We start from the raw sequence: 13,429 nt of genomic DNA, 5'->3' as shown, positions 1-13,429 counted from the left end.
CTATATTATAGCACCAAAGAAAAAAATCTTATAGTGTTTTCTTTAACTTTTTCTGCTACTTCTTCTAAAGGGAGTCCTTTAGTTTCTGCTATTTTTTGAGCGGTATAGGGTAAAAAAGCTGGTTCGTTTCTTTTTCCTCTGAAAGGCACAGGGGTTAGGTAAGGGCAGTCTGTTTCTATAAGTATTCGTTCTAAAGGGATAAACTTTACAGCGTTCCTTAGATCTTCTGCTTTAGGAAAGGTCACCACCCCTGGAATAGAAATATGACCACCTATATCAAGTATTTTTTTAGCTATTTTAGGACCAGAGGTAAAACAATGAGATACAAAGTTAAGAGGTAAAAAATTTTTAAGGATGGTTATCGCAGTCTCCCAGAGGCTTTCTTCACCTCTAAGATGAAGGATTACTGGTTTTTGTTGAGACTTGGCTATCTCAAGTTGTCTTTCAAAGTGTTCTATTTGCATCTCTTTAGGAGAATACTCTTTTACCCAGTCAAGTCCGATTTCACCAAGGGCTACTGCTTGAGGCAAAAGTTTTACTAATTCCTTGTAATCTTCTTCAGAAAGCTTTTTTACCTCGTGGGGATGAAATCCCAGGGCTGGAGAAATAAAGTCAGGATATTTTTGATGCAGGTCTAAGGCTTTTTTATTGGTGGAAGGGTTAATTCCTACCACCACACAATGGATAACCTCGTTTTGTTTAGCCCGGTTGATGGTATCTTCTAAGTCTTTTTTGAAATCTGGAAGGTTAAGATGAGCATGGCTGTCTATAAATTCTAACATTTAAGTCCTCCAGATTTTTAGAACAAACAAGATTAGCAGCCAAAAACTCATACAAAGAACCACAGCACTTGAGAAAGGAATGTCCCACACCAGAGACACTATTGTCCCTGCTAAGATACTAAAAAGATTGGTTAGACCTGTAAGAAAAATGGTTTGTTTTACGTTGTTTCCTGTTTTTAACCCCAAAACACTGGTAAAAACAAACAAAGAAGAAACTAAAAGCACTCCCATAAGTTTGATACTGATAAACACCTGAAGGGTTAAGATGGCAAGAAACAAAAAGTTAGCCCATTTAAAGTTAACCCCGGGGATTTCATGGTCTGTAGTCTGGGTGATCCATAGAGGATAGTATTTATAAAACACCAGCAACGTTAGACAGGCTATCCATAGGCTGTTAAACATGTCCTTAGAGGTAACGGTCAATAAGCTTCCAAATAGATAGGAAAGGAGTCTCGTGTCATATTGAGAGGTTTTGGTAATAAGGATTAAAGCTATACCAAGGGCTAAACTGGTTATGATAGAAGTTGCTGTGTCTTCATAAAGTCTAAACGTTCTTTTTAAAACAAATATCAAAGAGGTGCAAAAGCTGGTTACCAGCCCCATGATAGGGTATTCTAAAAGAGGGTAAGTAAAAATATCTGGGAAATATTCAGAGATTATAGAAATAAGGATGATAGCTAAGAATAAAACGTGGGTTAGGGCATGGGGAAAAAGAGAATTTCTTTTTAAAATTAAAAAGGGTGAAGTAAAGGCAAAGGAAATCCCAAGAAAAACTCCAGCTAAAAGCCCATATTTTAACAATCCTAAGGATAACCAAAGTTCAGTCATTTTTACCAATGGGAATGTTCTATCCGGTGATAGTCCGAATAGAAATCCTTTTGTTGGCTTACCGTACAAAACTCTTCATGGGTTCCGTGGAAAAAGAGATTCTTATTGATACAGGCTATTTTGTTTACCGATTTGGTTATTAACCAGGTTTCATGGGTAATTAGTAGAATGGTTAACCCTTTTTGATGCAAGCTCTCTAATAACTTATAAAACCTTTCCTGAGAAAAAAAATCTAAGCCTACCGAGGGTTCATCAAGTATCAATACCTCTGGCTTTAAGATCAAAGACCTCCCGATATAAGCTCTCTGGAGCTGTCCATAAGAAAGTTTCCCTAATTTTTGATTTAAAAGGTTTTGGAGACCTAAAAGATGGATCACCTCTTCCAAATAACTTTTATCTAAAGACTTATGGTACCATTTTGCAGGTAAAGATAGAAATTCTTTTACTGTAAGTGGGGTTAAAAAATCTATCAAATCTCCAGCTCTTTGTGGGACATATCCTAACTTATACCACTCTTTGAAATTTTTTAGTTCTTTCCCCCACCAAAGGATTTTCCCTTTAATAGGTTTTAGGAACCCCAAAATACATCTGATTAAAGTGGATTTTCCCCCTCCGTTAGGTCCGATGATGGCTAAAAAATCCCCTTGTTCTATCTCAAAGTTTATGTCGTTAAGGACCAAGCTTCCGTCGTAGGCAAACGAAAGATGTTCTACCTTCAATATGGTTTGATTCATACAGAGGTTTTTACCTCTTCCCAGATTTGGTCAAGTTGGGTTAAATTAAGGTCCTTCCAAGAAAGTCCTCTTTTTTCTACTACTTCTTCTAACCGTTTAAAACGGTTTTCAAACTTTTCTAAAGCCACCTTAAGAGCTTCTTCAGGGTTGATGTTTAGCTTGCGAGAGAGATTGGCTATCGTAAAGAGAAGGTCACCTATTTCTTCTTTTAAGGCCTCTTTTTCCCCCTTTTGGATAGCTTCTTTTAACTCTTCAGCCTCTTCCTTAAGTTTATTCAAAACCTCTTCAGGTTTTTCCCAGTCGAACCCTACCCTGGCTGCCCTTTCTCCTAAACGAAAGGCCCTTTGCAGGGCTGGTAAACTTTTAGGGATGTTCCCTAAAACAGAAGAACTTTTTCCTTCTTCTTTCTTTATCCTTTGCCAGTTTTTGAGGACCTCTTCTGCTGTTTTAGCAACCTCATCACCAAATACATGAGGATGTCTTTTTATCATTTTCTGGGCGGTATAATAAAAAAGGTCCTTATAGGAAAAAGCGTTTTTTTCCTCATAAAGATATAAGATAAAGATCAACAAAAAAAGAAGGTCCCCTAACTCTTCCCTTACCTCTTCATCTTTTTCCTTTTCTATAGCTTCTATTAACTCATAAGTTTCTTCTATAAGGTATTTTTTTAAGGTCTGAGGAGTTTGTTCCCTATCCCAGGGACATCCGTTTTCTCCTCTTAAGGTTTTAACTATCTCTCTTAAGGTTTCAAAACTTACTTCTTCTTGGGTAACCTTCATTTTTAACCCTGTTTTAATCTTTTCATGATATGAGGGATTAACCCTCCGTCCTCTAAAATTTCTTTCATAAACTGTGGTAAAGGTTTGGTGGTATAGGTTTTATTTTTGGTTAGATTGACGATTTTTCCTTCTTCTGGGTAGACCTCAAGCTCATCTCCTGTTTCTATATCCTTTGAAGCTTCAGGACATTCAAGGATAAGGAGTCCGGTGTTAAAAGCGTTACGGTAAAAAATTCTGGCAAAGCTTTCAGCTATCACGCAAGAAATACCACAAGCTTTAATCGCTATGGGGGCATGTTCTCTGGATGACCCACATCCAAAGTTTTTACCTGCTACAATTATGTCTCCAGGCTTTACTTTTTTAGAAAACTCTGGGTCAGCATCTTCCATACAATGCTTGGCAAGTTCCTGTGGATCGGTGGTGTTAAGGTATCTTGCAGGTATGATAACGTCTGTATCAATGTTGTCTCCAAACTTCCAGGCTTTACCTTTTATGTTATTCATCATTTAACCCTCCCTTTGAGTTTATAAGCCTAATTCTTCTGGTGTAGCGATGTAGCCCAATACGGCACTTGCAGCTGCCACAGCCGGACTGGCTAAATATACCTCACTTTCAGGATGTCCCATCCTCCCTACAAAGTTTCTGTTGGTGGTAGCCACCGCCTTTTCACCCTTAGCAAGAATGCCCATATGCCCTCCTAAACAAGGCCCACAAGTAGGAGGAGAAACGATAGCCCCGCTTTCTATAAAAATTTCTATCAACCCTTTTTTCAAGGCTTCCTTGTAGATTTTAGGAGTAGCAGGTATGATGATACACCTTACGTTGGGATTTATTTTTTTTCCTTTAAGGATTTTTGCCGCTATGATAAGGTCTTCTAATCTTCCGTTGGTGCAGGACCCGATTACTACTTGGTCGATGTAAATCTTAGGTAAGTCTTTTACCGGTTTTACGTTAGAAGGAAGATGAGGCAAAGCAACCACTGGGTCTATTTTAGATACATCATACTCCCTTATTTCTAAATAGTTTGCTTTTTTATCAGGTTTTAGGACTAAAGGCGTTCTGTTAGAATGTTTTTTAACAAAGGCTAAAGTTTTTTTATCTGGAGCGATTAGGCCCACCTTCCCCCCAGCCTCTATGGCCATGTTACACATGGCAAACCTGTCACTCATAGATAATTTTTCTATAACCTCTCCGGTAAACTCCATTGCCTTATAAAGGGCTCCGTCTACTCCGATATCTCCTATGGTATAAAGGATTAAGTCTTTTCCTGTAACCCAGGGTTTTAGAGTACCATAATAGACAAACTTTATGGTTTCAGGGACTTTAAACCAGGTTTTTCCGGTTAACCAAGCCCCAGCAAGGTCTGTAGACCCAACCCCTGTAGCAAAGGCACCCAAAGCTCCATAAGTACAGGTATGGCTGTCAGCACCTATCACTATATCTCCAGGCACAACCAATCCTAACTCAGGTAAAAGGGCGTGCTCTATACCACAGGCTCCCCCTTCATAATAATGGGTGATTTTATGTTTTCTCGCAAATTCCCGGCATATCCTTACCTGCTCAGCACTTTTAATGTCTTTGTTAGGGGTAAAATGGTCCATAACCAAGGCGATTTTTTCTGGGTCAAAAACCTCATTTATCCCTGTGGATTCGAAAACCTTGATGGCCAAAGGCCCGGTGATGTCGTTAGCTAAGGTTAGGTCTACCGGTACCTCTACCAGTTCTCCTGGCTCTACATACTCTTTTCCAACTTTTTGGGTTAAAATTTTTTCTGCTAAGGTCATTGGCTTTTTTCCCATAGGTTAACCCCTTTTAAAATTTTTTAAGAGATAATAAATTTTAAAACTTAAGCCAGATTTTGCAACCTAAAGTTTTTTGCCCTGCCTATAGGTAATTGGTTAATTTTGGAGTTCCTATTAAAAACGTTTTTTTAATTTTAGACCTGTCCTGATGTAAAACCTAAAAATTATGTTAATTTATTAAAGTATGGGGCAACAATTTGAATATCAGCTTAACCAACCGATAGAAGGTTTAGAAAGATCCTACTTTACGGTAAAAGAGCTTACTCAAAGGGTTAAAAAACTTGTAGAAGAGGGTTTTTCTCTTTTATGGGTAGAAGGAGAGATTAGTAATCTTAGACATGCTCAAAACAGAAATCTTTATTTTAACCTTACCGAAGAAGAAGCCTCCATTAAAGCCATAATCTTTAACGACCAGAAAGATAGAGAAATAGTTTCTTATCTTCAAAATGGGCTTAAGGTTTTATGTTGGGGTAAGCTGAACTTTTATCCTAAGACAGGTGAAGTCTATCTCATTGTTAGAAGGATAGAACTTCTTGGAAATGGATATATCGAGTTTAAAAAACAACAGTTAATAAAGAAATATCAACACTTGTTTGCCCCAGACCGCAAAAAATCTATACCTTCTTTTCCAAAGAAAATAGCGGTGATAACCTCTATCTTTAGTGCTGCCTTGCAAGACTTTTTAAAGATAGCTTCAGAAAGATGGGAGATAGAGGTTTTGGTATATCCCTCGAGAGTACAAGGAGAAGGGTCAGAAAAAGAAATCGTTCAGGCTATCAAAGATATAAACCTTCATTTTTACGATGTAGATGTAATCTTTATTACCAGAGGCGGAGGTTCTGCTGAAGACCTTGCCCCGTTTAACACAGAAGAGATCATCTTGGGGATAAGTGAGTCAAAAATACCGGTAGTTTCTGCTGTAGGCCATGAGATAGATTATACTCTATGCGACATGATAGCTGATAAAAGATGTCCTACCCCTTCTGCCGCCGCTCAGGAGGTTATTCCTGATAAACATAAATGGCTTGAAAAACTCGAGCATTATAAAAAGAAGTATAAACAGTTTTTAGACATCATCCTTTCTAAAAAGCAAAATAAACTCTATCAAATACAATTAGCCTTGACAGAAAGAAGCCCCTTTAACCTTTTGCATAGCTTAGAAAAGGACCTAAAACAAAAGTTTTACAGGTTAAACGTACTCTTAAACGAGGTGATAGCTTATAAAGAAAGAAAGGTTCTTAACCAGAAAATTTCTTTAAGAAGATATCATCCTGCCGAAACTTTACAGAGGGAATTTGATCGTTTACAGAACTATAGAAGGCGCCTTGAGTTGAGTTTTGAGAATTATTTTCAGTTCTGTGAAAGCAGAATGAATAGCTTAAAGAGTCTTTTAGCCTCGCTTTCGCCTTTAAATATTTTAGAAAGAGGATATAGTATAGTAAGAAAGTTAGAAACCAAAAAGGTAGTTAGGTCGATAGAAGAGGTGCAAGTGGATGAGGTTTTGGAGGTAAAGCTTAGCAAAGGAAGTTTACTGGTTAAGGTTTTAAAAACCGAAGAGTAAGGAGTAGGGGATGGAGAAAGAGCTAAGCTTTGAAGAGGCTTTAGCTGAAATAGAACAAATTTTAAGGCAGTTAGAAAATAAAAACCTTGAGTTAGAGCGAGCCATAGAACTCTATGAAAGAGGGTTGTTTTTGATACATTTTTGTGAGGAGAAGCTTAAAAAAGCCAAGGCTAAGGTAGAGGTTATCTTTAAGGATGAGAAAGGTTTTAAATTGGAAAACTTAGAGAGGGCTTCAAAGATCTTAAAAGATGGAAACTAAAAATTTTGATTTTTTTTCTTACCTAAGGGAAAAGGCTGATAAGGTAGAAAAGGTTTTAACCGAGTTTTTTCCAAAACCCAAGGGATATGGTGGCCGTGTGGTTGAGGCTGCCCGCTATAGCCTTTCTGCCGGAGGAAAAAGGATAAGACCGGTTCTATGTTTGGCAAGCTGTGAGGCTTTAGGGGGAAAGGATGAGGACGTTCTCTTTTTTGCTGCAGGCATAGAATGTATTCATACCTATTCTTTGATCCATGATGACCTTCCGGCTATGGATGATGATGATTTTAGACGAGGTAAACCCTCTTGTCATAAAGCCTATGACGAAGCAACAGCTATTTTAGCTGGAGATGGGTTGCAAAGTTTGGCTTTTTGGTTTTTTACCCACCCTGAACAGGTAAAAAGGGTGAGCAAAAGCGCACTTTTAAAGGCCATTCGTCTTGTTTCCCAAGCCGTAGGCTTTGAGGGAATGGTAGGAGGTCAGATGGCTGACCTTTTGATGGAAGGGAAAAAAGCAGGACTTAAAATATTAAAATGGATCCATCTTCACAAGACCGTAAAACTCATCGAGGCTTCAGTTTTGGCAGGGGCTCTACTTACCAAGGCTAAAAAAAAGGAGTTGCAAGCCCTAAGATCTTATGGTAAACATCTGGGGATGGCTTTTCAAATAGTAGACGACCTTTTAGACGTGATAGGAGACGAAAAAAAATTAGGGAAAAAGACCCTTTCTGACGTAAAAAAACACAAACTCACCTATCCTTCTGTGGTAGGGCTTGAGAAAACCAGAGAACTTGCAGAAATCTACACCAAAAAGGCTATTTCTTCTTTAGAGCCTTTTGGAGAAAAGGCTCTACCTTTAAGAGCTATGGCTGAGTTTGTTTTAAAAAGGGTGTATTGATGAAGTTTTTAAAAAACGTAAACTCCCCTCAGGATTTAAAAAAACTTAAGATTTCTCATCTGAAGGCTTTGGCTCAAGAGATAAGAGATTATATCATAGAGGTAACCTCTAAAAACGGAGGTCATGTTGCCCCTAATTTAGGGGTAGTAGAGCTAACCTTGGCCTTACATTATGTTTTTGACTCACCTAAGGATAAAATCATCTGGGACGTAGGTCATCAATGCTATACCCATAAGCTTATTACAGGAAGAAGAGATCAGTTTCACACTTTAAGGCAGTATGAAGGTATAGCTGGTTTTCCTAAAAGAGTCGAAAGCCCTCATGATATCCTTGACACAGGTCATAGCAGCACCTCTATTTCTGCAGGGCTTGGGATAGCAACAGCTTTGCGTCTTAAAAAAGAAAAGGGAAAAGTAATCGCCGTTATAGGTGATGGATCTATTACCGCAGGGTTAGCCTTTGAAGGGTTAAACAACGCAGGTTTTTCTAAAGAGGACCTTTTGGTGGTCTTAAACGATAACGAGATGTCTATCGCTCCTAACGTAGGTGCCCTTTCTTCTTTTATCTCGAAAAGGCTTACAGGAAACCTGGTAAGGTTTATCAAAAGAGAAATAGAGTCTATCAGTCATAAAGTTCCAGGGGGAGAAAACCTGCTTAGCCTCCTTAAAAAAGGAGAAGAGTTGTTAAAGGTGGCTATAACCCCTGGTGCTCTTTTTACAGCTTTAAACTTTGAATATGTAGGCCCGGTTGATGGTCATAACTTAGAGGAACTGATAAAGGTACTCAACAACCTAAAATCTTTAAAAGGTCCTGTTTTATTGCATGTGATTACAAAAAAAGGCAAAGGTTATCCCTACGCTGAGGCAGACCCAGAGACTTTTCATGGAATAGGTCCCTTTGAGATCAAAACAGGCAAGCCTCTAAAGTCTCCTAACTCTCCGCCTTCTTATACAGAAATTTTTGGGAGAACCATGATCAGGCTTGCTGAGATTGAGCCCAGGTTGGTGGCTATTACTGCTGCGATGCGTTCAGGCACAGGGCTTAAGGAATTTTCTGAGAGATATCCTGAGAGGTTTTTTGACGTAGGTATTTGTGAACAACATGCCGTTACCTTTGCCGCTGGCTTAGCCTTAGAAGGTTTTGTCCCTGTGTGTGCTATCTATTCTACCTTTTTACAAAGGGCTTTTGACCAGATAATCCATGACGTAGCCTTAAACCAGGCCAAGGTAATCTTTGCTTTAGACCGTGCAGGCTTGGTAGGAGAAGACGGTCCAACCCATCACGGGGCTTTTGACCTTTCTTATCTTAGACTTATCCCTAACTTAGTGATAATGGTACCTAAGGATGAAAACGAACTTCAGCACATGCTCTACAGTGCTTTAAAATATCCTAACCCTGTAGCTATAAGATATCCAAGAGGCACTGGGGTAGGGGTAAGCTTAGACTGGGAGTTTAAGGAAATACCTTTGGGAAAGGCAGAGGTTCTAAAGTCAGGTAAAGACCTAACCATTCTTGCTGTAGGATCTATGGTTTATCCAGCCTTAAAAGCAGCTTGGGAAGCAGAAAAGTTTGGCCTTTCTGTAGAAGTAATCAACGCAAGGTTTGTTAAGCCACTTGATGAAGACCTGATTTTAAGTTCTGTGCAAAAGACCAAAAAAGTACTTTTGGTTGAGGAAAACACCCTGATAGGTGGTTTTGGTTCGGCGGTGCTTGAATTTTTGGGAGATAAAGGGATCAAAGGAATCGAGGTCAAAAGGTTAGGTCTTCCAGACAGGTTTATAGAACACGGAGATCTTAAAACTTTACATGTAAAATATCACCTTAGCACCGAGGGTATTCTCCTAAAAATCAAAGAGTTTTTAGTTTAAAAAATATCAAATCGATATTTTTATCAACCTTGTAAAAATTGGTAATTGTTTAATAATTATTTATATGATTACGTTAAGTAAAATTTTAGACCAGATACAGAGTTATCTCCCTGGGTGTAACACCCGTTTGGTAGAGAAGGCTTACGTTTGGGCTGCCAAACTACACGACGGTCAGGTTAGAAAGTCAGGAGATCCTTATCTTTCCCATCCTATGGAGGTAGCCTATATTCTTGCCCAAATGAAGCTTGACCTTCCTACCATAGCTGCTGGATTGCTCCATGATGCGGTAGAGGACAGTGCGATAAGTTTAGAGGAGATAAAAAAAGAGTTTGGAGAAGAGGTAGCTTTTATCGTAGATGGGGTAACCAAGCTTAAAAAACTGCCTAATCCTGCTGAAAAGACAACTTCCAAGGATAAGCTTACAAAACAGGCAGAAAACATAAGAAAGATCATCCTTGCGATGTCAAGTGACCTTAGGGTGATCCTGGTAAAGTTAGCAGACAGGCTGCATAATATGCGCACGTTAGAATATCAACCAGAACATAAAAGAATAAAGATTGCCAGAGAGACCCTTGAAATATACGCTCCTTTAGCCGGTAGGTTAGGAATAGACTGGGTAAAAAACGAGTTAGAAGACCTGAGTTTTAAGTATTTATATCCTGAAGAGTTTCGCAGGTTAGAACAAGAGTTAAAAAAGAGAGTAGAGGCCTCTCAAGAGTATATAGAAAAAGTTAAGTCCCTTTTAAGAGCCCTTTTAGAAAAAAACGGGATTAGTGGAAGGGTTTTAGGTAGGAGTAAACATCTTTATAGCATCTACAAGAAGCTTCTCAAATACCACCTAACCATAGAAGATTTGGACCAGATTTATGATATCATAGGGTTTAGGGTTATCGTAAACACCGTAGAGGAGTGCTATAAAACCTTGGGGTTGGTGCATGCCCTTTGGCCTCCTATTCCTGGTAGGTTTAAAGATTTTATAAGCCTTCCCAAACCTAATATGTATCAAAGTTTACACACCACGGTTTTAGGGCCTGATAGTAAAAAGATAGAGATACAGATCAGAACTGAGTACATGGATAAGGTGGCTAACGAGGGAATAGCCGCTCATTTTCTATACAAGGAAGGTGTCTTTACCTCAAAGCATGGACAGTATAAATATTTAGAATGGCTAAGCAAACTGATAGAACTTCAAAAAGAGCTTAAAAACCCGCGCGAATTTCTTGAGTCATTAAAGCTTGACTTTTTCCCTGACGAAATATATGTGTTTACCCCTAAAGGAGATATTATCACCCTTCCGGTAGGAGCCACTCCCCTTGATTTTGCTTATGCGGTCCATACCGAGGTTGGTAACAGGTGTATAAGGGCCTATGTGAACGATAAACTTGTGCCTTTAGACTATAAGCTTCAAACAGGTGATATCGTTAAAATCGAAACCTCTCCTAACCAAACCCCCAGCAGAGACTGGTTAAAAATCGTAGTAACAGGTAGGGCCAAAAGCAGGATAAAACAGTGGTTAAACCGAGAAGAAAGACAAAAAATGATAGAGTTAGGAAAAGAACTTCTGAACAAAGAAATAAAAAAACAAGGATTAAGTACCACCTCTATAAAAGAAGAGGATCTTATCAGATTTTCCCAAGAGTTTAGGATAAAAAATACAGAAGACCTTTATTTTCTTATAGGTTCTGGAAAGATTACCCCAAAGCAAATATTAAAAAACTATTTAGAAACCAAAAAGGTAGAAGAACCTCAAGAAGAGCTTCCGATAGAAGAACAAGTAGAAAAGTTAGGAATAAAAGAAGATCTAGTAGAAAAGTTTTTAACCCAGAATCTAAAAGATGTGGTGGTGGTTGACGGAACTACCAACGTTCTTTTCCATTTAGCCAAGTGCTGTAGACCCATTCCAGGGGATGAAATCATAGGTTATATCACAAGGGGCAAGGGAATCTCGGTTCATAGGTTTGATTGTCCAAACTTAAAAGATTTAGACACCGAAAGGCTGATCGAGGTTAGATGGGGTAAGATAGAAAACCGTTCCTACCCTGTACATATCTCTATAGTTTGTTCAGACCGTAAAGGATTACTGGCTAACATTTCTTCTGTGATAGCTGCCTCAGAAAGTAACGTATTAAAGGCAGAGGTGAGGACCACCTCTGACCAAAAAGCTTATTTTGATTTTTATATCGAGGTTAACAATAAAGAACACTTAGACAAGATTATTTCTAATCTTTTTAAAATAAGCGGCGTCCTTTTCGTAGAAAGGAAATTAGTTTAACTCACCGCTTTTTTAACCTTCCCAGCCTTTAAACAGCGGGTGCATACCTTCATCCTTTTAACCTGGCCATTTTCCAATTTTACCCTAACACTCTGAATGTTAGGATACCACCATCTTGTAGACTTTTTAGCAGAGTGGCTTATCTGGTTTCCTGCATGAGGCTTCTTCCCGCATACTTCACAAATCTTAGACATCTTTTCCTCCCCTTGCTGATATGATGATACTTTTAGAGACTTCTAAAATATAAAATAACTTGACAAAAAAACAACCCTGTTTAAACAGCCTTTTTTATCTAATTTTTGTTGAAATTTTTCAGATTTATAATAACTTAATTGAGTAAGAATTGGGTCTGAGAGGTAGGGATATGAGGATATTAGTTGTGGGTGGTGGTGGAAGGGAGCATGCCATCTGCTATGTGCTTAAAAAATCTAAACATCTTGAGAAACTTTATTGTGTTCCTGGCAACGGGGGGATTGAAGAGATAACCGAGGTTCCCAAAGATATTCAACCTATTGATTTTTCTACCCTTGCAGAGTTTTGTAAAAAAGAAGGGATAGGACTTGTTTTGCCAGGGCCTGAAGAGCCTTTGGTAAAAGGGATAAGAGATGTTCTTGAAGAAAAAGGGATTAAAGTTTTTGGGCCTGATCGTTTTACCGCAAACCTTGAAGGGAGCAAAATTTTTGCCAAGGAGATAATGGTTAAAGCAGGGGTCCCTACCGCAAGGTTTGAGGTGTTTGACGACCCAGATAAAGCAAGGCAATACATAGAAAAAGTTGGGGCACCTTTGGTGGTTAAGGCAGACGGACTTTGTGCCGGAAAAGGGGTGTTTGTTTGTGATACCAAGGAGGAAGCCTTTCAAGCTGTGGAAAAGTTGATGGAACAAAGGATTTTTGGAGAGGCTGGCCAAAGGGTAGTGATCGAGGAAAAACTTGTAGGAGAAGAGGCCTCTTATATCGTAATCACCGACGGAGAACATTTTAAAGCGTTACCCACCTCTCAAGACCACAAAAGACTTTTAGACGGAGACCAGGGCCCAAACACAGGAGGAATGGGAGCCTATTCTCCTACCCCTTTGATTACTAAAGACCTAAGAAAGGAGATCGAAGAAAAGGTTATCTCTCCTGTTTTAAAGACCTTAGCCAAAGAAGGTCATCCTTATCTTGGGTTTTTGTATGCAGGGCTAATGATCGTAAACCACACTCCATATGTGCTTGAGTTTAACTGCCGTTTAGGAGACCCTGAGACCCAGGTGATTCTTCTTCGAGTAGAAAATGACTTTGTCGAGCTTTTAGACACAGCCCTTAACGGCAGGCTCGATAAGGTAGATCTTGTTGAAACCGAGAAAGCCTGCGTATGTGTGGTGATGGCAAGCAAAGGCTATCCAGGAAGCTATGAAAAAGGGAAAGAGATAAAAGGTTTAGATAAGGTAAAACAGCTTGAAGACGTAATCGTTTTCCACGCAGGGACAAAAAAAGAGGGGGATGCCTTTTATACCTCAGGCGGAAGGGTTTTAGGGGTTACCGCCCTTGATAAAGACATCCCCTCAGCCATAAAGCGGGCCTATCAGGCGGTATCTTTAATCCACTTTGACGGTGCTCATTACCGTAAAGACATCGGGCAACGCTATTTTAAGTACTTAGAACCCTAAA

General features: G+C 39.1%; 13 protein-coding genes. 6 read left to right on the top strand and 7 right to left on the bottom strand.

What is annotated here, in order from left to right:
• Nucleotides 1–5 precede the first annotated feature (5 nt).
• Genes G580_RS0100310 through leuC form a run of 6 tightly spaced genes read right to left on the bottom strand, consistent with a single transcriptional unit; the run spans nt 6 to nt 4,922 of the window.
• Nucleotides 6–782 carry a TatD family hydrolase gene (locus tag G580_RS0100310; RefSeq protein ID WP_028840547.1) on the bottom strand — a complete coding sequence of 259 codons (777 nt, stop codon included), beginning with the start codon at nt 780–782 and terminating at the stop codon, nt 6–8.
• Nucleotides 783–1,610 carry a metal ABC transporter permease gene (locus G580_RS0100305; protein WP_156874752.1) on the bottom strand — a complete coding sequence of 276 codons (828 nt, stop codon included), beginning with the start codon at nt 1,608–1,610 and terminating at the stop codon, nt 783–785.
• Nucleotides 1,611–1,612: 2 nt separating this feature from the next.
• Nucleotides 1,613–2,344 (bottom strand): metal ABC transporter ATP-binding protein, encoded by a 732-nt coding sequence (locus G580_RS0100300; protein ID WP_028840545.1) that lies wholly within the window; start codon nt 2,342–2,344, stop codon nt 1,613–1,615.
• A complete protein-coding gene (gene mazG, locus G580_RS0100295; protein WP_028840544.1) occupies nt 2,341–3,123 on the bottom strand; it encodes a nucleoside triphosphate pyrophosphohydrolase in 783 nt (260 codons plus the stop codon). Before mazG ends, G580_RS0100300 begins: the two co-directional genes overlap by 4 nt.
• Before the next feature lie 2 nt (nt 3,124–3,125).
• On the bottom strand, nt 3,126–3,626 hold the full coding sequence (leuD, locus tag G580_RS0100290; protein ID WP_028840543.1) for a 3-isopropylmalate dehydratase small subunit: 501 nt from the start codon (nt 3,624–3,626) through the stop codon (nt 3,126–3,128).
• Between the two features lie 21 nt (nt 3,627–3,647).
• Nucleotides 3,648–4,922 carry a 3-isopropylmalate dehydratase large subunit gene (leuC, locus tag G580_RS0100285; protein WP_028840542.1) on the bottom strand — a complete coding sequence of 425 codons (1,275 nt, stop codon included), beginning with the start codon at nt 4,920–4,922 and terminating at the stop codon, nt 3,648–3,650.
• A 187-nt stretch (nt 4,923–5,109) separates the two neighbouring features.
• On the opposite strand from leuC, the gene xseA reads away from it, so the two are divergent.
• From xseA to G580_RS0100260, 5 genes are all read left to right on the top strand, one after another.
• On the top strand, nt 5,110–6,486 hold the full coding sequence (gene xseA, locus G580_RS0100280) for an exodeoxyribonuclease VII large subunit (protein WP_028840541.1): 1,377 nt from the start codon (nt 5,110–5,112) through the stop codon (nt 6,484–6,486).
• Between the two features lie 10 nt (nt 6,487–6,496).
• Entirely contained in the window at nt 6,497–6,745 is a 249-nt protein-coding gene (xseB, locus tag G580_RS0100275) for an exodeoxyribonuclease VII small subunit (RefSeq protein ID WP_028840540.1), read from the top strand.
• Nucleotides 6,735–7,640 carry a polyprenyl synthetase family protein gene (locus G580_RS0100270; RefSeq protein WP_028840539.1) on the top strand — a complete coding sequence of 302 codons (906 nt, stop codon included), beginning with the start codon at nt 6,735–6,737 and terminating at the stop codon, nt 7,638–7,640. The genes xseB and G580_RS0100270 overlap by 11 nt, the downstream gene beginning before the upstream one ends.
• Nucleotides 7,637–9,508 (top strand): 1-deoxy-D-xylulose-5-phosphate synthase, encoded by a 1,872-nt coding sequence (gene dxs / locus G580_RS09365; protein WP_425425803.1) that lies wholly within the window; start codon nt 7,637–7,639, stop codon nt 9,506–9,508. Before G580_RS0100270 ends, dxs begins: the two co-directional genes overlap by 4 nt.
• Before the next feature lie 64 nt (nt 9,509–9,572).
• On the top strand, nt 9,573–11,780 hold the full coding sequence (locus G580_RS0100260; protein ID WP_028840538.1) for a RelA/SpoT family protein: 2,208 nt from the start codon (nt 9,573–9,575) through the stop codon (nt 11,778–11,780).
• Here the strand turns inward: G580_RS0100260 and rpmB are convergent.
• A complete protein-coding gene (gene rpmB / locus G580_RS0100255) occupies nt 11,777–11,974 on the bottom strand; it encodes a 50S ribosomal protein L28 (protein WP_022854560.1) in 198 nt (65 codons plus the stop codon). The genes G580_RS0100260 and rpmB overlap by 4 nt on opposite strands.
• A 170-nt stretch (nt 11,975–12,144) precedes the next feature.
• Between rpmB and purD the strand changes: the two genes are divergently transcribed.
• The gene (gene purD / locus G580_RS0100250) at nt 12,145–13,428 is read left to right on the top strand and encodes a phosphoribosylamine--glycine ligase (protein WP_028840537.1); all 1,284 of its coding nucleotides are present in this window, start codon (nt 12,145–12,147) and stop codon (nt 13,426–13,428) included.
• Nucleotide 13,429: the final 1 nt, after the last annotated feature.

It is taken from the genome of Thermodesulfobacterium hveragerdense DSM 12571 (assembly GCF_000423845.1).
Taxonomy (GTDB): Bacteria; Desulfobacterota; Thermodesulfobacteria; order Thermodesulfobacteriales; family Thermodesulfobacteriaceae; genus Thermodesulfobacterium; species Thermodesulfobacterium hveragerdense.
This window is presented reverse-complemented; position numbering and strand designations above follow the sequence as displayed.